The organism is Actinoplanes sp. NBRC 103695 (assembly GCF_030269485.1).
GTDB lineage: Bacteria > Actinomycetota > Actinomycetes > Mycobacteriales > Micromonosporaceae > Actinoplanes.
On record NZ_BSTL01000021.1, the window covers coordinates 1 to 20,841 of the forward strand.

At 70.2% G+C, this 20,841-nt stretch carries 20 protein-coding genes; 9 read left to right on the top strand and 11 right to left on the bottom strand.

The genetic code is table 11. The features are described from left to right. Positions 1-526: 526 nt before the first annotated feature. The 5 genes from QSK31_RS32785 to QSK31_RS32805 are packed head-to-tail and all read right to left on the bottom strand — an operon-like array spanning position 527 to position 5,738. Positions 527-1,333, bottom strand: coding sequence for an ABC transporter ATP-binding protein (locus QSK31_RS32785; protein ID WP_285688456.1), 807 nt, complete (start codon positions 1,331-1,333; stop codon positions 527-529). Further along, on the bottom strand, positions 1,330-2,166 hold the full coding sequence (locus QSK31_RS32790; protein ID WP_285688457.1) for an ABC transporter ATP-binding protein: 837 nt from the start codon (positions 2,164-2,166) through the stop codon (positions 1,330-1,332). Before QSK31_RS32790 ends, QSK31_RS32785 begins: the two co-directional genes overlap by 4 nt. Then, positions 2,163-3,056, bottom strand: a complete 894-nt coding sequence (locus QSK31_RS32795) for an ABC transporter permease (RefSeq protein ID WP_285688458.1) — start codon at positions 3,054-3,056, stop codon at positions 2,163-2,165. Before QSK31_RS32795 ends, QSK31_RS32790 begins: the two co-directional genes overlap by 4 nt. Further along, positions 3,053-4,048: an ABC transporter permease gene (locus QSK31_RS32800; RefSeq protein ID WP_285688459.1), complete on the bottom strand. Its 996-nt coding sequence runs from the start codon at positions 4,046-4,048 to the stop codon at positions 3,053-3,055. The genes QSK31_RS32795 and QSK31_RS32800 overlap by 4 nt, the downstream gene beginning before the upstream one ends. Positions 4,049-4,055: 7 nt before the next feature. Further along, positions 4,056-5,738, bottom strand: a complete 1,683-nt coding sequence (locus tag QSK31_RS32805; protein ID WP_285688460.1) for an ABC transporter substrate-binding protein — start codon at positions 5,736-5,738, stop codon at positions 4,056-4,058. Between the two features lie 217 nt (positions 5,739-5,955). On the opposite strand from QSK31_RS32805, the gene QSK31_RS32810 reads away from it, so the two are divergent. From QSK31_RS32810 to QSK31_RS32820, 3 genes are all read left to right on the top strand, one after another. Further along, on the top strand, positions 5,956-6,960 hold the full coding sequence (locus tag QSK31_RS32810) for a S66 peptidase family protein (protein WP_285688461.1): 1,005 nt from the start codon (positions 5,956-5,958) through the stop codon (positions 6,958-6,960). Between the two features lie 69 nt (positions 6,961-7,029). Then, a complete protein-coding gene (locus tag QSK31_RS32815) occupies positions 7,030-7,395 on the top strand; it encodes a hypothetical protein (RefSeq protein ID WP_285688462.1) in 366 nt (121 codons plus the stop codon). Positions 7,396-7,666: 271 nt separating this feature from the next. Continuing rightward, the gene (locus QSK31_RS32820; RefSeq protein WP_285688463.1) at positions 7,667-8,485 is read left to right on the top strand and encodes a DUF4142 domain-containing protein; all 819 of its coding nucleotides are present in this window, start codon (positions 7,667-7,669) and stop codon (positions 8,483-8,485) included. A 979-nt stretch (positions 8,486-9,464) separates the two neighbouring features. Here QSK31_RS32820 and QSK31_RS32825 read toward each other — a convergent pair. After that, entirely contained in the window at positions 9,465-11,126 is a 1,662-nt protein-coding gene (locus tag QSK31_RS32825) for a glycoside hydrolase family 99 protein (RefSeq protein ID WP_285688464.1), read from the bottom strand. A gap of 116 nt (positions 11,127-11,242) precedes the next feature. Between QSK31_RS32825 and QSK31_RS32830 the strand changes: the two genes are divergently transcribed. Continuing rightward, positions 11,243-12,169 carry a glycerophosphodiester phosphodiesterase family protein gene (locus QSK31_RS32830; RefSeq protein ID WP_285688465.1) on the top strand — a complete coding sequence of 309 codons (927 nt, stop codon included), beginning with the start codon at positions 11,243-11,245 and terminating at the stop codon, positions 12,167-12,169. On the opposite strand, the gene QSK31_RS32835 is transcribed toward QSK31_RS32830, so the two are convergent. From QSK31_RS32835 to QSK31_RS32845, 3 genes are all read right to left on the bottom strand, one after another. After that, positions 12,155-13,714 carry a methyl-accepting chemotaxis protein gene (locus tag QSK31_RS32835; protein ID WP_285688466.1) on the bottom strand — a complete coding sequence of 520 codons (1,560 nt, stop codon included), beginning with the start codon at positions 13,712-13,714 and terminating at the stop codon, positions 12,155-12,157. The two genes, QSK31_RS32830 and QSK31_RS32835, sit on opposite strands and share 15 nt — an antisense overlap. Before the next feature lie 128 nt (positions 13,715-13,842). Further along, positions 13,843-15,318 carry a M1 family metallopeptidase gene (locus QSK31_RS32840; RefSeq protein WP_352244523.1) on the bottom strand — a complete coding sequence of 492 codons (1,476 nt, stop codon included), beginning with the start codon at positions 15,316-15,318 and terminating at the stop codon, positions 13,843-13,845. A 70-nt stretch (positions 15,319-15,388) separates the two neighbouring features. Then, complete coding sequence (locus QSK31_RS32845) at positions 15,389-16,000, bottom strand: helix-turn-helix transcriptional regulator (RefSeq protein WP_285688467.1); 612 nt, start codon at positions 15,998-16,000, stop codon at positions 15,389-15,391. A gap of 70 nt (positions 16,001-16,070) precedes the next feature. Between QSK31_RS32845 and QSK31_RS32850 the strand changes: the two genes are divergently transcribed. From QSK31_RS32850 to QSK31_RS32860, 3 genes are all read left to right on the top strand, one after another. Then, positions 16,071-16,928: an LLM class F420-dependent oxidoreductase gene (locus tag QSK31_RS32850; protein WP_285688468.1), complete on the top strand. Its 858-nt coding sequence runs from the start codon at positions 16,071-16,073 to the stop codon at positions 16,926-16,928. A gap of 119 nt (positions 16,929-17,047) precedes the next feature. Continuing rightward, positions 17,048-17,464 (top strand): VOC family protein, encoded by a 417-nt coding sequence (locus QSK31_RS32855; protein WP_285688469.1) that lies wholly within the window; start codon positions 17,048-17,050, stop codon positions 17,462-17,464. A 22-nt stretch (positions 17,465-17,486) separates the two neighbouring features. Next, positions 17,487-17,621, top strand: coding sequence for a hypothetical protein (locus QSK31_RS32860; protein WP_285688470.1), 135 nt, complete (start codon positions 17,487-17,489; stop codon positions 17,619-17,621). Positions 17,622-17,624: 3 nt separating this feature from the next. On the opposite strand, the gene QSK31_RS32865 is transcribed toward QSK31_RS32860, so the two are convergent. Together QSK31_RS32865 and QSK31_RS32870 are read right to left on the bottom strand one after the other, a co-directional pair. Further along, a complete protein-coding gene (locus QSK31_RS32865; protein ID WP_502873045.1) occupies positions 17,625-18,356 on the bottom strand; it encodes an AAA family ATPase in 732 nt (243 codons plus the stop codon). 53 nt (positions 18,357-18,409) lie between these two features. Further along, positions 18,410-18,814, bottom strand: coding sequence for an Hpt domain-containing protein (locus tag QSK31_RS32870; protein ID WP_285688471.1), 405 nt, complete (start codon positions 18,812-18,814; stop codon positions 18,410-18,412). A gap of 167 nt (positions 18,815-18,981) precedes the next feature. Between QSK31_RS32870 and QSK31_RS32875 the strand changes: the two genes are divergently transcribed. Beyond that, positions 18,982-19,374, top strand: coding sequence for a response regulator (locus tag QSK31_RS32875; RefSeq protein WP_285688472.1), 393 nt, complete (start codon positions 18,982-18,984; stop codon positions 19,372-19,374). A gap of 31 nt (positions 19,375-19,405) precedes the next feature. Beyond that, positions 19,406-20,809 carry an FAD-binding oxidoreductase gene (locus QSK31_RS32880; RefSeq protein ID WP_285688473.1) on the top strand — a complete coding sequence of 468 codons (1,404 nt, stop codon included), beginning with the start codon at positions 19,406-19,408 and terminating at the stop codon, positions 20,807-20,809. The last annotated feature ends 32 nt before the right edge of the window (positions 20,810-20,841 follow it).

Sequence of the window (20,841 nt, forward strand, 5' to 3'; positions counted from 1 at the left end):
CACCATCCGCCGCCACTCCCACCTCGGACAGCAATCCCCGATCAACTACGAAAACAACATTCAAACCACGCCAGCTACGCTGGCGACAGCCGCATAAACCCGTGTCCAAGAACAGGGGTCAAGGCCCGGGTTCGGGCCCCGGATACCGCTCCTCGCTACCACGGTCCGCGGGAGTGGTAGACCCGGACGGTGTCCAGGCCCCGGATTCCGCTTCTGACTACCACTGCCGGCGAGCTCGGTCCGTCCGATGCCCCCGCTTCCGGCTACCACTCGCGTGCGCGGCCACCACCCACGAGCGCGGCCACCACCCACGAGCGCGGCCACCACCCACGAGCGCGGCCACCACCGTGAGTGGGCACCTCGGCCGCATGGCAACGCGGCTCGACCCCACGCTGGGGCACGAGCGGCGGCAACACAGTGGGGGCACCACGGGCGCCTGGCAGCCCGGCGAAAGTGGCGGCAGCGCGGCAGGCACCGAAAGCTCGGCAACGCGAACCCTCACCAGACCTCCACCGCGAACGAATCTCTATCCGCGTTGCTGGCTGATCCGTCGTTCCGGGTTGGGCGCGGCTTCGGCGAGGGTCTTGGTGTACTCGTGCCGCGGGTAGAGGATGACCTCGTCGGCCGGGCCTCGTTCGACCACCTGCCCGCGGTACATCACCAGGATCTCGTCGGAGAAGTGCCGGGCGGTGGCCAGGTCGTGGGTGATGTAGAGGACGCCCAGCCGCTCCTCGCGCTGCAGGCCGGCCAGCAGGTTCAGCACACCGAGGCGGATGGAGACGTCGAGCATCGACACCGGCTCGTCGGCGACCAGGATGCCCGGCTCGGGCGCGAGCGCGCGGGCGATGGCGACCCGCTGGCGCTGACCGCCGGACAGCTCGTGCGGACGGCGGCGGGCGATGGTCTCCGCGGGTGTCAGCCGGACCCGTTCGAGCAGCCCCAGCACCCGCCGGTGGATCTCGGCGTCGGTCAGGCCACGATGGTGCAGCCGCAGGGGGCGTTCGAGGTGGTGCTCGACCGTGTGGAAGGGATTGAGCGAGGCGAAAGGATCCTGGAAGACCATCTGGACGGTACGCCGACAGCGCGCCAGCCCGGCCCCACGCCGTTCCACCGGCCGCCCGTCCAGCAGGATCCGGCCCGAGGTGGGCCGTTCCAGTTGCATGAGCAGCTTGGCGATCGTCGACTTGCCGCTGCCGCTCTGCCCCACCAGCGCGACGGTGCGCCCGGGGTCGAGCGTGAAGCTCACCCGATCGACCGCCCGGAGTGTCTCCGACCGGAAGCCGTTGCGCAGGCGGTATTTCTTGACGAGGTCTTCGACCTCCAATGTGGTCACAGCGCACTCCCCCGCACGAACGAACCACGCTCGCCGGTGAGGTTGGGAAAGGAGGCGAGCAGCTGCCGGGTGTATGCATGCCGAGGCTCGGTGTAGAGGTGCAGCGCGTCGGACAGCTCCACGATCTCGCCCTCGCGCATGACCGCGATGCGATCGCTGATCTCCAGCAGCAGCGGCAGGTCGTGGGTGATGAAGATGACCGCGAAACCGAGCTCCTCGCGCAGCCGGGTGATCTCCCCCAGGATCTCCCGCTGCACCACCACATCGAGGGCGGTGGTCGGCTCGTCCATGATCATGACCTGCGGTTCCAGCGCCATGGCCATCGCGATCATCACCCGCTGCCGCATGCCGCCGGACAGCTCGTGCGGATAGGCCCGCAGCCGGCCGGCGTCCACGCCGACGCGTTCGAGCAGCTGAGCGCAGCGCTCCCGGCGTTCCCGCCGGCTCATCTCCGGGCGGTGGGTGGTGAAGACGTCCTCCAGCTGGGCGCGGATCGAGAGGACCGGGTTGAGCGAGTTCATCGCGCCCTGGAACACCATGGAGATCTTGTCCCAGCGGACCGCCCGCAGGTCCTCGGCGCCGAGCTCGTTCCAGTCGATGTCGAAACCCTCGCGGGAGTGGAACACCGCCCGGCCCGACGTGACCGCGGCCGGCGGTTTCAGGAGCCGGACGATGCCGTACGCCAGGGTGCTCTTGCCGCACCCGCTCTCGCCGGCCAGACCGAGCACCTCGCCGCGGCGCAGGCTGAACGAGACGTCCCGCACGGCGTGCACGACCGGCTCGACGAGGTAGTCGATGCTCAGGTTCTCGACGGTCAGCACCGGGGCGGTCATCGCGTGGCCTCCCGCGCCTTGTCGAGCTGCTGCCGCGACATCCGCCAGCCTCGGCGGGCGGCGCGGGTCTGGTTGCGCAGCTTCGGGTTGATGATCTCGTCGATCGAAAAGTTGATCATCGAGAGGGCCGCGCCGAAGAGGGCCAGCAGCAGGCCCGGCGGCACGAACCACCACCACGCGCCGAGCCGCAGGGCGAGCCCGTTCTGGGCGTAGTAGAGCATGGTCCCCCAGGTGAACGAGCCGGTGGCGCCGAGGCCGAGATAGGACAGCCCGGCCTCACCGAGGATCGCGAAGATGACCGCGAAGACCACCTGCGAGGCGAGCAGCGGGATCAGGTTGGGCAGGATCTCGACGGCCAGCACCCGCCAGCGTTTCTCGCCGGCCACCCGGGACGCCAGGACATAGTCGCGGTTGCGCAGGCTGAGCATGTAGCCGCGCAGCACCAGGGCGGACGCAGCCCACCCGGTGAGCGACAGCACCAGGGAGACCAGCCAGATGCTCTTGTCCGGCACGTAGCTGGAGATCACGATGACCAGCGGCAGGCCGGGGATCACCAGCCACACGTTGGTGAACACCGAGAACACCTCGTCGACCCATCCCCCCGCGTACGCGCCGACCACCCCGAAGAACGCCGACAGCAGCAGCGTGAGAACCCCGACCACCGCGCCCACCAGCAACGAGCCGCGGGTGGCGTGGGCGAGCTGGGCCAGCACGTCCTGACCGGTCTGCGTGGTGCCCAGCCAGTGCGCGCCGCTCGGCCCGGCCAGGCCGATGTCGTCGACCTCCGACGGATCCGTCACCAGGAGCGGGCCGAGCAGCCCGAACAGCAGGATCGCCCCGGCCAGGCCCAGCCCGACGACGAGCTTGCCGGTCAGCGGCACGCCCCTCATGCCCGCGCCCGGGTGCGAGTGCGGGGGTCGATCACCGAGTAGAGCAGGTCCATCAGCAGGTTGGCGCCCAGCACGGACAGCGTGATGACCAGGAAGATGCCCTGCATCAGCGCGTAGTCGTTGGACCCGACGGCCTGCAGCAGCGCCGATCCGATGCCCGGGTAGGAGAACACCGCCTCGGTCACGATCGACCCGGCCACCACGAAGCCCAGCGAGATGGCGAACCCGGAGACCGACGGCAGGATCGCGTTGCGCGCCGCGTACGCACGCATCATCCGCCCGGTCCGCAGACCCTTCGCCTCGGCGGTGAGCAGGTAGTCCTCGGACATCGTGGACACCATCATGTTGCGCATGCCGAGCATCCAGCCGCCCACCGAGGACAGGATGATGGTCAGCGCCGGCAGCGTCCCGTACCAGAGCACCGAGGTGATGAACCCCGCGGTGAACCCGGGGCTCACCGTGTAGACGTCGTAGCCGCCGTTGAGCGGGAAGACCGGCACCACACTGCCGAGCAGGAAGAGCAGGACCAGGGCGAGCCAGAAGTACGGCACCGACTGGAACATCGTGGTGACCGGGATCAGGGTGTCCAGCCGCGAGCCGCGTTTCCAGCCGGCCAGCGTGCCGAGCAGGATCCCGACGGCGAACGAGATGACCGTGGCCAGCCCGATCAGCCCGATCGTCCACGGCAGCGTCTGGCCGATGATTGAGCTGACCGTCGCCGGGAAGTAGGTGACTGACACACCGAGGTCACCGGTCGCCAGGTTGCCCAGGTAGTCGGCGTACTGACCGATGACGGGCTGATCGCCGCCGGTGCCGAGCAGCGCCTCGATCGACCGGCGGGTCTCCGGGCTGACCGGGCCGCGCTGACCCAGCTTGGCGATCAGCAGGTCCACCGGGTCGCCCGGCATCAGCCTCGGGATCACGAAGTTCACGGTGAGCGCGGCCCACAACGCGATCGCGTAGAACCCGAGCTTCCGCAGCAGATACCGCACGCGTGCCTTACCCGGCCGGCTTGAGGTTGGCCAGCACGACGCCGTTGTCCCAGCTCTTCCAGGTCGCCGGGAACGCGTACTTGTTGTCGTTGGTGGGCCAGCCGGTGGCGCGGCTGGTGTTGAACTCGGTCAGCGTGGAGTTCACGTAGATCGGGATGTACGGCAGGTCCTTGACGATCTGTTCCTGGATCAGCGCGTACTGCTGCTTCTGGACGTTCTCGTCGTTGGTCTCGGCCGCCTTGGCCAGCGCGGCGTCCACCGCCGGATTCGCGTACCGGGCGTAGTTGCCCGAGTTGGCGGCGGCCGTGCCCACCTTCTTGGTGAGCCTGGACGAGTAGCGCGGGTTGTAGGTGAAGTACGGGTTGGCCGACGGGCCCAGCCCGATCGAGTCCAGCGAGAGCTGGAACTTGCCCTGCACCTGGTTGTTGTTCCACTCGTTGTAGGACAGCTGGCCCGGCTTCAGCTCGATGCCGACGGCCTTGAGCTGCTGGGTCATCGAGTCGTTCAGCGAGATGTAGTCGCTCCAGCCGGTCACCGTCTGGATCGTCATCGACAGCCGCCGGCCGCCCTTGGCCCGGATGCCGTCCGCGCCCTTCGCCCAGCCGGCCGCGTCGAGGATCTGATTGGCCTTGTCCACGTCCGGTGTGCCCGGGATCGTCTTCAGCGCCGGATCGGCGATCCACTTCTGGTCGCGGTCGGGCAGCAGCAGGGTCGGCGACCCGGGCGCGGCGAACCCGCCGCCGGCCAGCTTGTTCAGCTGATCGCGGTTGAGTGCCTCGAAGACGGCCTGGCGCACCGCCACGTCGGTCTGCGGTCCCGAGCAGCCGAGCGCCACGTTGCTACAGGTGAAGATCGAGGTGGTGAGCACCGGCGTGTTCACGTACGTGAGGTTCTCCTGGTTCTTCAGCAGCTGGTCGAGGCCGGGCAGGAAGGAGCTCATCCAGTCCACCTGGCCGGCGGTGAGCGCGGCGCTGGCGGCGTCCGCGGTGGCCAGCGCGATGTAGCGCAGCGTCTGGATCTGCGGCTTGCCCGGCTGCCAGTACGCCGGGTTCTTCTCCAGCACGTAGCTCTGCGCGGAGAACTCCTTGAGCTTGTACGGCCCGGTGCCGACCGGCTTCGGGTTGGTGGTCTTCGCCGGGTCGGGGATCTTGCTCCAGACGTGCTCGGCCACGATGGCGGTGTTGCCGAGGATGCTGGGCTCGGCGGTGAACGAGGTGACCGGGAAGGTCAGCACCACGGTCTTGTCGTCGGTCGCCTTCGCCGAGGTGAACGCCAGTCCGGCGCTGTTGATCGCCTCGTTCTTGCGGATCAGCTCGAAGGTGAAGGCGACGTCCTTGGCGGAGAACGGCTGCCCGTCGGTCCACTTCACCCCCTCGCGGGTGGTGATGGTGAGCTGCTTGCCGGACGCGTCCCACTTGAAGGCGGTGGCCAGCATCGGGGCGGGCGGGACGTCGCTGGCGAGGTTCAGGTAGAAGAGCGGCTCGTAGATGACCCCGGCGGTGGGCTGCAGGAACGCTGGGATGAACGGGTTCCAGTTCTCGGTGATCGTCCCGGTGGAGCCGTTGAAGATCGTGATCGAGCTGTTCGCGGCGCCGGCGGTCTTGCCGGGCGACGAGCTGTCGGAGCAGCCGCCGGCGGCGAGCGCGACAGTGGCCACGACCGCGACGACGGGCACGAAACGCACATGCATCGGCGGACCCCTAACTTGGATCGCCGCGGTGGCGCGGCGATGCTGCTGCGCGCCATTATTAAGCCGCTTAAGTTTGGGTTGTCAAGCCCCAGGTCAATCACAACGCTCGATCAAGATCGCGCTTGACCTGCCTACTTAAGCGAATTCAGATTCTTGACGCCGCAGCCGTCGGCGTAACCGCGTGGCGCCTGGCCGACGGCGTGGCGATACTGCCCCGATGACTTCCGGCGTACCGCCTCAGCTGTTGCGACCGCGCGCCCTGAAACCCGGGGACCTCGTCGTCATCGCCTCGCTGTCGGGGCCGGTCCACGCCGTCTGGGAGCACCACCTCGATCAGGCGGCCACCGTGCTCGAACGGATGGGATTCCGGGTACGCCGGGGGCCGCTGCTCGAAGCCGGACGACAGCACTGGTGGAGCGCGGCCACGCCGGCCGAGATCGCCGAGGAGTTCAACGCCCTGCTACGCGATCCCGAGGTGCGCGCCATCGTCGCGCATGACGGCGGCCAGACAGCGTTCGGCTACCTCGACCTGATCGACGTCGAGGCGATCAGGGCCGACCCCAAGCCGATCCTCGGCTACAGCGACATCTCGCTGCTGCATCTGGTGCTCTACCGGCAGACGGGTCTCGTCGGATTCCATACCGACCTCGCCACGCCCGGGCTCGGCGGGGCGTGGCAGACCGCGCCCGCGGCTCGCAGGGCGGAGCTGGAGAGGCTCTACGCGACACTGCTGACCGGTACGGAGCCGCTCGGCGCGCTGCCCACCACCCCGTCGTGGGAATGCTGGCGCCCCGGTCGTGCCGAGGGCCGCCTGATCGGCGGGGTGATCAATCGCATCGTGCTGAACCAGGCGACGCCGTACGCGCTGCCGCTCGAGTGGTTCGACGGCGCCGTCCTGTTCTGGGAGGAGAAAGGCGGCCTGGCGGCGTACGTGTGGAGCTATCTGCAGGTCATGCGGCACGCCGGCATCCTCGACCGGATCGCCGGCATGGTCGTGGGCGTCCCGCACGAGATCGACGGACTCGATGGACCCGGCGCGTCACCGACCCTGGCCGAGATCGTGCTCGACGTCCTCGGCGACCGCGACATCCCGGTGCTGGGCAACGTCGAGTTCGGACACGCCGGCCCGAACCTGCCGATGCCGGTCGGCCTGCGCGTCACCCTCGACGCGGAGCAGAGGAGCTTGTCGCTGCTCGAACCGGCGGTACGCCCGCTTCCGTGAACCGAGGCGGCGACCGGCCACTGAGACACCGAACGCGGGACCGTCGACGCATCCGTACGCTGAAGGCTTGTGAAGCTGAAGGTGAACAACCGCATCCTCGCCGTCGTGGCCGTCATCGCCCTGATCGCCGTAGCACTGCTGGTCAGAGGCTCGATGGCCGGCAACGGCGACGGCGAGGCCCCGCCGAAGGCGCCGCTGGACGCCGCCGCGGTCAAGGCCTGTGACGACTTCGCCTCGGGCTACCCGAAAGCAAAGTCGCAGGCCGCCCGGCTGCGGCTGGCCGACGTGGTCCTGCAGTCGACGATGGACACCGAGAACGACCCCGTCGCCGATCGGGCGTCGGAGCTCGGCCAGAACGCCGACGACGACAAGCAGTGGCGGGCCCACGCGTCCGCCCTCACCGAGGCCTGCAAATCCAGCGGGTGGACCAGGTAACCCCTGGTCAGCTGACGGAGGTTAGGCAGCCTAACCTAACTTGCCCGTCTCCTCGGGGAGAGGCTCAGATACGCCCCTTACGCCCGGCCCTGGCCGCCGCGACCCTGGCACTCGCTGTCGCCGCCGCCGGTTGCGAAACGGAGGCCGGCGGGGCCACCGACCTCGTCGACGACCAGTGACGAATCCGAACAGACGTTGATCCGTTTCGGCTTGTGCCTCGTATCACCGGGAGGTTGGGCGTGTCGATGCGCCGCGACACCGGGAGGTTGGTATGCGTGGCGAAGGCCAGGCAGTCTGGTGGGGTCGTCTATGGGGTCCGGCGCTCGCCGCCGTAGCGCTGATCCTGCTCGAACCTGGGCGCGCCGCCCTGGCAGCCGAACCGGGCGTGCCGGTGCCGCCCGGTGAGCTGCAGGACGACCGCAACCGGGGCACGGTGTCCCCCGCCGACATCGACCTCGTCGTCAAGGTGCGGCTCGCCGGGCTGTGGGAGATCCCGGCCGGCGAGATGGCCGAGGAGAAATCCGACAACCCGCGCATCCAGCAGATCGGCCGCTCCATCGCCGACCAGCACATCCAGCTGGACAAGTTCGCTCGCGACGCGGCCAAGAAGCTGAAGATCAAGCTGCCCAGCAAGCCCAACGCGGACCAGCAGGGCTGGCTCTCCGAGATGCGCGAGGCCCCCGAGGGCGAGGAGTTCGACCAGATCTACGTCGACCGCCTGCGCGCCGCCCACGGCAAGATCTTCCCGGCGATCGCCACCATCCGTACGAGCACCCGCAACGACACCGTCCGCAAGCTGGCCCAGCAGGCGAACCAGTTCGTCATGACCCACCTGACCCTGCTGGAGAGCAGCGGCCTGGTCGACTACACCGGCCTGCCCGCCGCACCCAACCCGTCGGCCACGTCCAGCGCCCCCGCGACAGCGCTCAATCCCGTCTCGCAGAACCAGAAATCGGTGGGCCTCCCCTGGATCGTCGGCGGGCTGGCCGCGATCCTGCTGCTGGCGGGCTTCTTCCTGATCCGCCGGGACCTGATGAACCGCCGCCCGTCCTACCGATCACGTCGCCCCAGCTACCGCTACGACTATTGACCCGAGCCCGCCGCCGCTTTCGCCGGGCGTCGGGTCGGGCCGGGTTTGCCAGGCGGGCCGGGATGCCCGCTCGCGGTGATCGCCGCCGCACTCGCCGGGCGTCGGGTCGGGCCGAGTTTGCCAGGCGGGCCGGGAGTCTGCTCGCGGTGATCGCCGCCGTTTTTGCCGGGCGTCGGATCGGGCCGAGTTTGCCAGGCGGGCCGGGAGTCTGCTCGCGGTGATCGCCGCCGTTTTTGCCGGGCGTCGGATCGGGCCGAGTTTGCCAGGCGGGCCGGGAGTCTGCTCGCGGTGATCGCCGCCGCTTTCGCCGGGCGTCGGATCGGGCCGGGGTTGCCATGCGCCCGGGTGCCCACTCGCCGTCGCTGCCGCCGCTCGCGGCTCGGGCCGGGCGCGCGCTTGAGACCCAACGCAAGTGGTAGGACCACGCGCGAGCGGTAGAACCAAGCGCAAGTGGTAGGACCACGCGCGAGCGGTAGAACCAAGCGCAAGTGGTAGGACCGGGCGGTATCCGGCCGCGAATGCCGTCCTGAGCCACCACGGTCTGCAGAAGTGGTAGCCGAGGGCGGTGCGCCGCCCACGGATAGCGCCCGGTCCTACCACCGGCCGTGCCGTGGCCGGCCAGGACGAGTCAGGGTGGCCGGGCGCTCGGCCACCGGGCGCCCCGTGGCCGGGGGCCGGGGGCCGGGGGCCGAAGGGCCGGGAGCCGGAGCCGGCGATGCCGCCCTGGGCTACCACTTGCGTGCCCGGCTACCACCGGGAGCGGCGGCAGCGACGGCGACACGACGCGCCTGCCGCCTGGCGACCCGACCCGACCCCACGCCCAGCAAAAACGGCGGCAACCACCGCGAGCAGACACCCAGCCCGCCTGGCAACCCGACCCGACCCCACTCGACCACGCCGTCGCGAAAGCAAGGGCACGCACCCCACAAAACCTGCGGCGCAGGGCAATGCATTGATATCCGACAAGGGGCTCGGCTTGTCAAGCGGCGTAGACCTCCAGGGCGGAGAGCTGTCCGGCCGGCCAGCCGGTGTTGGCGGTGACGCTGACGCGTACGAAACGGGTCTGGGCCGGGGTGAAGGTCAGCGTGACCGTGTTGCCCGAGGCCGGGTCGAAGGTGCGGCCCGTCGACGCGCTGAGGGTCGTGAACGCCGTACCGTTGGTGCTGCCCGTGATCGCCAGCGTCTGCGTGCGGGCACCCCACGACGGCGGCAGTTTGAGCACCAGGCGGCCGACCGTCGCGGCCGTGCCCAGGTCGACCTGGATCCACTGCGGGAACGCGTTGTTGACGCTCTCCAAGTAGCTCCCGCCGTCGCCGTCGACCGCGTTGCCCGCCACATAATTCTGCACGTGGCCACTCGCTGAGGTTGCGCGTCCGCGCGCCAGATCCAGGACCGGCGGCGGCTGGGTGCCGTTGTTCGGCTGGGTCGGGCGTACGGGACTGAGCGGGATCTGGCCCTTGAGCATGCGGCCACCGTCCGTGGTGATCCGCAGGTAGTAGTCGGCGGAGCAGAACGTGCCGTCCTCGTCCAGCGCACGGATGCCCGTTCCGGCCGGCACCGAGGCGGCCGTCTCCGCGGTCTTGGCGATCTGGTTGCCCTCGTTGTATTCGTCGAACATGGACACGTAGAGGCCCTGCGCGCCGAGCCGGACCATGTTGTAGATGCTGCGCCAGTAGAAGTCGCCGTGCCGGCGGTGGCCGCTGGACAGGTCGCCGGGCAGCACGCAGGGCTGGTAGTCGATGCCGCGCGCGTTGCAGTCGGCCTGGTCGGCGGTGTTCACGTTGGCGTAGAACCAGTCGAGCCCGTCGAGGTCGCCGGTGCGTCCGACCATCCACGGCGAGATCATTTGGAAGGCGTGGTAGACGTCGAGGAAGCCGGCCCGGCTGTCGTTCCTGCCTTCACGCCAGTAGGTGGGCACGCCGCCGATCACGTAGAGGCCCTGCGCCTTGAGCCGGTTGATGACGTCGAGGCAGGCGGCGGGGGCGAACGGGCGGCCGTCGTCGTTGAAGCCGAAGCCCCACACGCAGACGACCGGTTTGCCGTTCTGCCGGGCGTACGCCGGGGACGAGGCGTGCGCCGACATCTTGGTCACCCAGTCGTTGACGAGCTCGGACTGCATGTTGGTCCAGCCGGTCACGTCGTACATCACATAGAACTTGCGACCGGTGGCCTCGGCCGCCGCACGCACCTTGAGTGTCATGGCGTCGCGCGTCGGGCCCTCATCACCGACCGGGTTGAACCGCTGCAGCGCGGCCGTGTCGATGCCGTAGGTCTGCATCCAGCGGAAGTGGGTGTCGACGGTCTGCTGGTCGTAGGAGGAGAACAGGGTCGCGGGCCGGCCGTCGCCGAGATTCGGGTACGCCGTGGGGTAGACGTGCGCGTAGTCGCGGTTGTCCGGCCAGGACACGATCGTGGTGTTGCTCGGTGAGGGCGGCTGGAAGCGGTCGCGGCTCCAGTGCCACCAGCCGCCGATCGGCGCGTTGTCGCCGGGGCAGGAGAACCAGCCCTGGTAGCCGACGGAGATCTTGCCCACGACATCGCCGGGCGGGGAGGCGGCGTGCGCGGGGGTGAGATCGGTGAGGAGGGTCGCGGCGGGTGCGAGGGCGGCAGCGGTGAGGACAGTACGTCGGGGGACGGCCATGGCGCCATATTGACAGGCGTCGTCATCTGCTCGCAATAGTTGGACCGTTCCTTGTAACAATCCGCGTCTTGCCCTGGAAAAATGCGGATACCGCGTCGTGGCCCGAGACTGGGATCATGCGATGTGCGATCTGGGGTGCCCTGGCCGCCGCTGTCGCCGTGGCGGCCGTACCGCGCGCGGCACCACCCGAGGTCGCGCTCGTCCACCAGCTCCAGACGCCCGCCGCCGTGTTCCTCCGGCACGGGCCGGACGCCCCCGTCATGGTCGCCGCGCACCGCGGGGACTGGCGCGACGCGCCGGAGAACTCGCTCGCGGCGATCACCCAGGCCGTCGCGCGGGGCGCCGACGTCGTCGAGATCGACGTCAAGCGGACCCGCGACGGCGAGCTGGTCCTGATGCACGACCGGACCGTCGACCGGACCACGAACGGCGCCGGCCGGGTAGATGAGCTGACCTTCACCCAGGTCGAGGCCCTTCGGCTGCGGTCGGGCCCGGGCGGCGAGGCGGCGGCCGTCACCGACGCGACCGTCCCCACGCTTCGCGAGGCCATGCGGGCCGTCGGCGGTACCGGCACGGTGATCAACCTGGACAAGGCGTGGGACTACCGGGATCAGGTCTACGACCTGCTGGCCGAGCTGGGCCAGCTGGAGCAGGGCCTGTTCAAGAGCGACGCCCCGGTCGCGGAGGTGGCCACGTTCCTCGGCCGCGACCCGCGGATCCGCTACAGCCACATCGTCGACGACGCCAACGCGGGCGACATCGGCGCCTTCCCCGAGCGGCAGCCCCACGCGTATGAGCTGCTCTTCGACCGTCCCACCGACCCGCAGATCCAGCCCGACGTGGTGGCCCGGGCCCGCGCCACCAGCCGCATCTGGATCAACACCCTGCAGCGCGACGAGGCCTTCACCTGGGCCACGGCCATCGAGCGGCACGGCGCCGACGTGATCCAGACCGACGACCACAGCGGCCTCAGCGCATGGCTGGGTGACCGGCCCGGCGAGGAGCCGGAGGACCGCCGGCAGCCGTCGTCAGACGCGGAATGAGGTGACCAGGGCGCGGAGCTGCTCGGCGGTGCGGGCGACCTCGGTGCTGGTCTGGTTCGTCTGGTTGACGCCGTCGCTGCTGGCGCTGCTGGCCCGGGCGACGTCGGCGATGCTGGCCGCGATGCGGTCGGCGCCGGAGGCCACCTCGGCGATGCTGCGGGACATCTCCGAGGTCGTGGCGCTCTGCTCCTCGACCGCGCTGGCGATGGTCGTCTGGTACTCGTTGATCTTGCCGATGACGTGGCCGATCCGGGTGATGACCTCGACCGCGCCGCCGGTGTCGGCCTGGATGGCGGCGACGCGACGGCTGATGTCCTCGGTGGCCCGGGCGGTCTCCTGGGCCAGATCCTTGACCTCGGAGGCGACCACGGCGAATCCCTTGCCCGCGTCGCCGGCCCGGGCGGCCTCGATGGTGGCGTTCAGGGCCAGCAGGTTGGTCTGCGCGGCGATCGAGGTGATCAGCTTGATCACGTTGCCGATCTCGGCGGACGACTCGCCGAGGCGTTCGATGCGCTCGTTGGCCAGCGCGGCCTCGGCAACGGCCTGACCGGCGACCTCGACGGCCCGGCTGGTGTTCTCGGCGATCTCCCGGATCGACGCGCCCATCTCCTCGCCACCGGCGGCCACGGTCTGCACGCTGCGCGAGATGTTCTGGGCGTCCTGCGACGCCGAGGAGGTCTCGGTGCTGGTCCGGCCGGTCGCCCCGGCGATCTCCGCGCTGGTGGCGGCCAGTTCGGTGGCGGCGCCGGCGAGCGAGTCGGCGTTCGCCGCGATGTCGTACATGGTCTGGCGCATGTTGTCCATCGCGCGGTCCAGCGAGGCGGCCATCACGCCGATCTCGTCGCGGGACGCGATGCCGGTGCGCTCGGTGAGGTCGCCGTCGGCCAGCGCGGAGGCGACCAGGCCGACGCGCCGGACCGGTCGCAGGATGGACAGCGCCAGCGGCACCGACAGGCTCAGCAGGAGCAGCAGGCCGAGGCCGGAGACCAGCACCATCCACAGCCGGGCGCCGCTGGTCACGTCGGCCATGACCGTCTGCTGATCGGCGACGGCGGCGTCCAGTTCCTCGTGCACGGCGCTGATCTTGTCGTCGACCGCGTGGTTCTTCTCCTGGACGCTGTCGTACCGGCCCTTGATGCTCGCCGGGTCCGCCTTGGCGTCGGCTACGAAGAGGGTGATGAAGGCACTGAACGCCTGTACGTCGGTGGCGAGCGCGTCGATCTGGGTGTCGATGTTCCCCGGCAGCACGTACGCGGAGGCAGCGTCCAGGGCCTCCTTGGCCGAGGTGACGTCGTCGGCGGCGTCGGAGGTGGTGTCCTCGCCGCTGACGGCCCGGTAGGCGTCGACCTTGAGTTCGCTCTCGCGGGTGTCCAGGTGGTTGAGGGCGCCCTTGGTCGCCGTGTACGCCCGCAGCGTCTCCGCGTGGCTGGACAACTGCGCCTGTGACCAGGCTCCGATGCCGGTCACCGCGCCGGCGACCAGCACACCGGTCACCACGATGGCGGACAGCCGCTTGGCGACACTGATGTCGGCGAAACGGGGCACGGAGTCCTCCCGGGGACATTGGGGGCGCGGCGGTCCGTCGCGCTTCTCGCCCCCAATGTCGTCCCGGTCACACCATTTCTGAGGAATCCGCCCCTACGAAGGAGCAAAGTCGTGTTTCAACACCCGGCCTAGTGACGGGCGGCCACGATCGCCGGCCACGAGCGCGGCCGGACCGGCGCGGTCAGCGTGCTGACGCCCAGGTCGGGGCGCTCGGGGGTGTAGAGCCAGGTCTGGAAGAAGCCGTCCAGCTCCTGGCCGGAGATCCGCTCCGCCAGCGCCACGAACTCGGGCGTGGTGCCGTCGCCGTACCGCTGGGTCTCGGCCCAGGTGCGCAAGATCGCGAAGAAGGTCTCGTCACCGACGCGTTCCCGCAGGTAGTGCAGGGTGAGAGCACCACGGTCGTAGACCGCGCCGTCGAACAGCCGGGTGGCGCCGGGGTCGCCGGGCAGCACCTGCCAGAACGGGTCGTCGGCCGGATAGACCTCGGAGTAGACGTACGCGGCGATCTCGGCGGCCGTCCCCTCCCCCTGCTCCTCCGACCAGAGCCACTGCGCGTACGACGCGAAGCCCTCGTTGAGCCAGATGTCCTTCCACTGCCCGACCGACACCGAGTCGCCGAACCACTGGTGGGCCAGCTCGTGCACGATCAGCGAGTTGTTCGAGCCGCGGGCGAAACTCTGCCCGTCGTACACCGGCCGGGTCTGGTTCTCCAGGGCGAAGCCCTGATCGCCGGCGCCGGTGACCACACCACCGCGGGCGCCGAACGGGTACGGCCCGAACAGCCCGGCCTCCCAGTCGAGGATCTCGTCGGTGCGCTCCACGCTGCTCCGCGCGGCCGCGGCGGTGGCCGGGGCCAGACGCCTGCTGTACGCGGAGACGATCGGGCTGCCGTCCGCCGAGGTGTCCTGGTAGGTGTCGAAGTCACCGATGGCCAGGAACGCCAGATAGGGGGCCTGCGGCTTGTCCTGCCGCCACGACCAGCGGTCCCACCCGCCGATCACCGGCTGCGCCCAGCGCGTCGGCACGCCGTTGGAGATCGCCTCCACGCCGTCCGGCACGAGCACCGACACGTCGAAGCCGGCCTTGTCCGTCGGGTGGTCGTTGCTCGGGTACCACCACCAGGCGATCTCCGGCTCGTTGACGGCGAGCGCGCCGTCCGGCGTCCGGTTCCACGAGGTGAAGCCGGAGGCGACCACTTCGGAGGGCACGTCGTCGTACTGCACCACGATGGTCAGCTGCTCACCCTTCGCGACCGGGCGGGCAGGCGTCACGACGAGCTCGTGGTCGCCGCGGCGCGCGTACCCGGCGGGTCGGTTGTTGACCCTGACGGACTGGGTGGCGAGCACGAAGTCGAGGTTGAACGCCGAGAGGTCCTGGGTGGCGGTCGCCAGGATCGTGGTGGTGCCGGTCAGCCGGTCGGTGTCCGGGTAGTAGCGCAGGCGGATGTCGTAGTTCGCGACGTCGTATCCCCCGTTGCCGTACTTCGGGTAGTAGACGTCGCCGGCGCCCGCGCTGCCAGGCGCCGGAGCGGCCTGGGCGCCGGTCTGGACGCCGAGGACGGCGGCGAGAACGGCCGCCGTCACGATGACGGATCTGCGGAGCACTGATGTCCCCCTTCGTCGCGGCCCGGTGGTCAGGCCGACCCGGAGGAACGTATCAATGCATTTAAAAGGATCAGTGAAGTTTTCCGCCACAATCCGCCATACGCACGGCGTAGGCGACCGCGTGCGCGCGGTTGCGGAGCTTGAGGCGGCCGACGACCTGCCGCTCGATCGTGCTGATCCGGCCGGGGCGCAACCCGAGCTCACGGCCCACATCGGCGACGGTCAGCCCGTCCGCGAACAGGCGGAGCACCGCCGCCTCCTGCGCGCTCAGAACCCTGGTCCCCTGGTCCTCCCGGAACCGGCTGACCAGGGTGGAGACGACCGAGCCGGGCAGCACCGGCCGCACCGACCGGCTCACCTCGATGAGGTCGCGGACCTGCCTGGCGTCGGCGGTGGACCGGTGCAGCAGGCCGATCAGGCCGAGCCGGGCGGCCGCCGCCACCTGCTGCTCGGTGATCTCGTCCGCGATCACGATGCAGCTGATCTCCCCGCCGCCGGCCCGATGAGCGCCGCGCATCACCTCGAGCATCGCGTCGTCGAGGGTGTCGCCGAGCAGGACCAGCACGTCGCAGCGGTCCGCGTCGGTCAACGTCAGCCAGGGCGTCCGCGTGAGCATCGAGGCGAGCCCGAAGCCGCGTACCGGGTCGGTCGACTCGACGCGCACGGTCACATCCACGGTCATCACATCCTCCCCGGGTCAACGACGGCCCGGAGGTCCCCAGGTTCAGCCGGGGAATCATTAGTCTTCGGGTATGGCACAAAGACTCGTCAGTGTGTGGCAGCCGTTCTTCCTCCGGGAGGACAACGCGGTCCTCGACGCCGCGGTCCAACTCGAGGAGCTCGGCTACTCCCGGATCTGGTTCTCGGCCGGATTCGGGCACGGCGTTCCGGCCCGCTTCCGCGAGATCCTGGACGGGACCGAGCGCATCGGGGTCGCCCCGGGGATCGTGTCCATCTGGCACTCGACGCCGGCCGAGGCGGCGGCGTTCACCGAGGACGCCGAGCGGGCCCACCCGGGCCGGTTCCTGCTCGGTCTCGGCGCCAGCCACGCCCCGGTGGTCGAGAAGGACGGCGCCGCCTACCGGAAGCCGTACTCGAAGATGGTGGAGTACCTGGACGGCCTGGACGCGGCCGGGCTCGCCCCCGAGCGGCGGATCCTGGCCGCGCTCGGGCCCAAGATGCTGGAGCTGTCCCGGGACCGGTCGGCCGGCGCGCACCCGTACTTCACCACCGCCGAGCACACCGCCGAGGCGCGGACCGCCCTCGGACCCGGCAGGCTGCTGGCGCCCGAGGTCGCGGTGGTCGTCGAGGCGGACCCGACGACCGCGCGGGCGATCGCCCGGCAGTACACGGCCGGGTACCTGCAGCTGCCCAACTACACCAACAACCTGCGCCGGTTCGGCTGGACCGACGAGGATCTCGCCGGCGGCGGCAGCGACCGCCTCGTCGACGCGGTCATCCCGTGGGGCACGGCCGAGCAGGTCGCGGCCGGCATCGAGAAGCACTACCGGGCGGGTGCGGACGAGGTCGCGATCCAGGTGCTCAACGGCGGCGACACCGCGTCGTTCCCGGCCGAGGCGTTCCACGCGCTGGCCAAGATCCTGATCTGATCCGGCGCGGCAGGCGGTTCATCTCCTGGACTCCGCCTCCTCCGCGGCGAAGTAGCGGACCGTACCTGTCCTCTACTCCTGCGATCGTTCCCTCCGTCGGCAACCAAGGAGGAAACATCATGAGCATCACCACCGTCGCCCACCTCAACCTGCGCGGCAACGCCCGGGAGGCCCTCGAGTTCTACCGTTCCGCGTTCGGCGGTGACCTGGTCGCGATCAGCTACCGCGACGCCGGCGCCGTCACGGACGAGGCCGAGGCCGACCAGCTCACCTGGGGCCAGGTCACGTCGCCCGAGGGCTTCCAGATCATGGCGTACGACGTGCCGTCGGCGCGGCCGTGGAGCCAGGGCGAGAACCCGTTCTTCGTCTCGGTCCGCGGCTCCGGCACGGAGGAGATCGCCGGGTACTGGAAGCGGCTCAGCGAAGGCTCCACCGTCGTGCAGGATCTGGCGCCGGCGCAGTGGGCGCCCCTCTACGGGATGCTCACCGACCGCTTCGGCATCACCTGGGTCCTCGACGTCGCGGCCGCCTGGTAAATCGCAAGATATCGACACCCGGGTGCGGGTCAACCCCGCGCCCGGGCGGGAACGAGCCGCCGTCGCCCTCGCCGAGGAGCAGGCCGCCGACCGGATCGCCGCCACCGAGGCCGAAGCCGCACGGATCGTGGCGGAGGCCCGGCGGCGGTCCGAATAGCACCTACTCCCCGTCCGGCTCCCCGTCGAGGACCACCGGGGTCAAGGTTTCACCGGCGCTCACTGCCGCGGCCAACCGCTGCTTCCCGCGTACGGCGACCAAGTCCCGCACCACGATCTCGCCGTCGTCTTCGGTCGCCGCGCTCACCCGCACCCGCTTCGGATCGAGGTAGCACGCCGTCGAGCCGGCCGGACGATCGAGCATCTCCACGATCCGGGCGGCCACCTGCTCCGGCGCGGCACTCGTGGTGTCGCAGACCAGGTCGTAGTTGCGCAGCCGGGTCTTGTCCACGCCGTACCGGGCCAGGAACCGCTGCCGCTCGCTCTCGCTCCGATCGGCCAGCTGCCGCCCGGCTTCTTCCACGCTGCGGTAGTTCTCCACCGAATCACCGGGCCGCCCGAGCACCCGCCGGGCCGCGACCAGCGGGTCGGTGACGAGGTGCACCTTCAGCGCGTCGGTGAAGAAGTGCCAGGCGAGCCGGCTGTCGACCACCAGGCGCTCGCCGGAGGCCGCGATGTCATGTTGCAGCTGGTCGATGTGGTGGTCGACCTTGTCGTCCAGCTCCGAGTGCAGGTTGAACTGCAGCGCGGTCATGCCGTGCTCGGCGGCCATCCGCCGGTAGAGATCGCCGATGCTGACCCGGCGCACCCCCAGCCGCTGCGCCAGCAGCACGGACACGGTCGTCTTCCCGCTCCCGAGATCCCCGTTGAACACAACCGTCCGAGCCTGCGTCATCGGCCAACGATAGTCGGCTCACCAGCGGAGATCGAGGGCGAGTGGTCCAGAGGCTAGACCGCAGACGCCGTCGACTGTCGAGATTGGAGGTCGTGGGCGACGGCGGTGCAGATTGGCCGGACCAGGGCGAACTCGGCGTGGATCGCGGCCATCGCCGGCTCGGGGTCGGGCAGCCGGCCGGCGCGCGCCTCGTCCTCGACGGTCGCGAACAGCCGGGACAGGGCCGTGACGCCGAGGTTGGTGGCGGAGCCCTTCAGGGCGTGCGCCAGCTGGCGCACGCCGGTGACGTCGCCGTCGTGGATCAGCGCCTCCAGTTGCTCGATGCCCACCGGGGTTTTCGAGGTGTACGAGACGAGCAGCCGCCCGAGCAGGTCACGCTCCGGGCCGGCGGGTGGTTCGCCGCCGGTGATCTCGGTCAGCCGTGCTCGGATGTCGCTCTCGCGGTCGCCGGAAGTCACGCCACCCCCATCGGCCCGCCGGGCCACGGCATGAGGTGCATGACGGTTGCGTCTTTCCGCTCTGCCCGAATCTCGGCAGTCCGGGGCGCTCGCTGCCAAAATGGAGAACGTCACCGGCGCACGCCACCCGCGCTCCGGCCGATAACAGCGATAACGGGGGATGACCCATGAACCAGCCGATGATCCTGGTCGTCGACGACGACCACGACGTCCTGCAGACCACCGCGCTGATGCTGCGGGCACGCGACTTCGAGGTGCTCACCGCGCTCAGCGGCGCCGAGGCGGTGGAGATCTGCAACCGGTACCCGGACCAGATCGACGCCGTCGTCGCGGACCTCTCCATCCCCGGGGACACCAGTAACTACACCCAGGCGATCGCCGAGGCCTTCCCGGACATCAAGCTGATCTACGCGACCGGCATCCCCCGGCACATCGCGCTGTCGACCGGCCTGGTCCAGCCCGGCGTGCCGTACCTGGAGAAGCCGGTCAGCCCCGACATGCTGGAGAGCCTGATCCGCGGCGGGGTCAGGCGGTTCGTGAAGGCTCGCGACCTCTGGTAGAGAAAATGTCCGATATGCGAGCATTTTGGGCATGCCTCTGACTCGCCGGTCCCTGCTGAAAGCCACCGGGGCCCTGAGTGTTCCGGCCCTGATCAAGGACGACTGGGCCGCGCTCGACGCCTCCCTGGACGGCACGGTGGAACGGCCCGGCACCGGCGGGTACGACGCCGCGCGCCGGCTGTACGACCCGCGGTTCGACGTGGTACGCCCGCCCGCGGTGGCCCGATGCGCGCACGCGGGGGACGTCGCCGAGGCGATCCGGTTCGCCCGGCGCTCCGGCGTGCCGGTGGTGACGCGCGGCGGCGGGCACTCCTACGTCGGGGCCTCGACCAGCGGGTCGGCGCTGGTGCTGGACGTGCGGCGACTCGCCGGCGTGGGCTACGACGCCGCTTCGCGGACCGCCACGGTGGGTGGTGGGGCACGGCTTCTCGACGTGTACGAACGGCTGGGCGCGCGCGGCGTCTCCATCCCGTCCGGGTCCTGCGGCACCGTCGGCATCAGTGGCATCACCTCGGGCGGCGGGATCGGCATGGCGGCCTCCGCGTACGGGCTCACCTGCGACGCCGTCACCGCGGCCCGGCTGGTCACCGCGGACGGGCGGGAACGCACGGTGGACGCCGCCCGCGAGCCGGACCTGTTCTGGGCGTTGCGCGGCGGCGGGGGCGGCCAGTTCGGCGTGGTCACCCAGTGGCGGATGCGCACGTTCCCGGCCGCGGCGACGGGACAGTTCACCCTCGCCTACCGGTGGGCGGACGCGGTCGCGGCGGCGGCCGGCTGGCAGGCCGCGATCACGGGACGGGACGGCTCCTGGTCGACCTGCCAGTTCGTGGCCGAGGCGGACGGCGCTCTGGGCGTACGCATCAACGGTTTTGTGATCGGGGCCGCGCCCGACGCCGAAGCCCGCGCGATCGAACGGGCCGTGGGCCGCACGCCGTTGTCCGTCAAGCTGAGCCGGCGGCCCTATCTGGACGTCGTGCACGACCGGACGAACTCCGACGCCGGCCGCACGGAGATCGTCGGCAGTGACGTCTTCCGCGGCCGGCTGCCGGACCGGGCGATCGCCGCGATCCTGGCCGCGGTGCAGGACCGGGCCCGCGCGAAACGGCCCGGCGTGGCCAAGCTCAAGCAGCTCACGGGTGCCCCGGCCCGCGTACGGACCGAGACGACGGCGTTCCCGTGGCGCGGGGCGCACACGATGATGCAGTGGCTGATCATGCCGGCGGCCGGCGACGCGGCGACGGTCCGCGACGCGTACGCCTGGATCGATCGTGGTCATCGCGCCGTAGCCACCTGGTCGTCCGGGCGCTACGTCAACTACCTGGAGCCGGACCCGGCGCTGCTGTCGCGGTGCCACGGCCCGCATCTGGCCCGCCTGCGTCAGGTCCGGGCGAAGGCCGATCCGCGGCGGCTGTTCCGCACGCCCTACGTGCTGTGAGAAAGGTTGTAACCTGACGCCGCTACCACGAG

Excerpts from the sequence above, each read along its gene's own strand:
- QSK31_RS32865 (WP_502873045.1), bottom strand. The coding sequence starts at position 18,356 with ATGACGCAGGCTCGGACGGTTGTGTTCAACGGGGATCTCGGGAGCGGG.
- QSK31_RS32790 (WP_285688457.1), bottom strand. The coding sequence starts at position 2,166 with ATGACCGCCCCGGTGCTGACCGTCGAGAACCTGAGCATCGACTACCTC.
- QSK31_RS32820 (WP_285688463.1), top strand. The coding sequence starts at position 7,667 with ATGCGTGGCGAAGGCCAGGCAGTCTGGTGGGGTCGTCTATGGGGTCCG.
- QSK31_RS32850 (WP_285688468.1), top strand. The coding sequence starts at position 16,071 with ATGGCACAAAGACTCGTCAGTGTGTGGCAGCCGTTCTTCCTCCGGGAG.
- QSK31_RS32805 (WP_285688460.1), bottom strand. The coding sequence starts at position 5,738 with ATGCATGTGCGTTTCGTGCCCGTCGTCGCGGTCGTGGCCACTGTCGCG.
- QSK31_RS32845 (WP_285688467.1), bottom strand. The coding sequence starts at position 16,000 with ATGACCGTGGATGTGACCGTGCGCGTCGAGTCGACCGACCCGGTACGC.
- QSK31_RS32830 (WP_285688465.1), top strand. The coding sequence starts at position 11,243 with ATGCGATGTGCGATCTGGGGTGCCCTGGCCGCCGCTGTCGCCGTGGCG.
- QSK31_RS32875 (WP_285688472.1), top strand. The coding sequence starts at position 18,982 with ATGAACCAGCCGATGATCCTGGTCGTCGACGACGACCACGACGTCCTG.
- QSK31_RS32825 (WP_285688464.1), bottom strand. The coding sequence starts at position 11,126 with ATGGCCGTCCCCCGACGTACTGTCCTCACCGCTGCCGCCCTCGCACCC.
- QSK31_RS32795 (WP_285688458.1), bottom strand. The coding sequence starts at position 3,056 with ATGAGGGGCGTGCCGCTGACCGGCAAGCTCGTCGTCGGGCTGGGCCTG.
- QSK31_RS32855 (WP_285688469.1), top strand. The coding sequence starts at position 17,048 with ATGAGCATCACCACCGTCGCCCACCTCAACCTGCGCGGCAACGCCCGG.
- QSK31_RS32880 (WP_285688473.1), top strand. The coding sequence starts at position 19,406 with ATGCCTCTGACTCGCCGGTCCCTGCTGAAAGCCACCGGGGCCCTGAGT.
- QSK31_RS32810 (WP_285688461.1), top strand. The coding sequence starts at position 5,956 with ATGACTTCCGGCGTACCGCCTCAGCTGTTGCGACCGCGCGCCCTGAAA.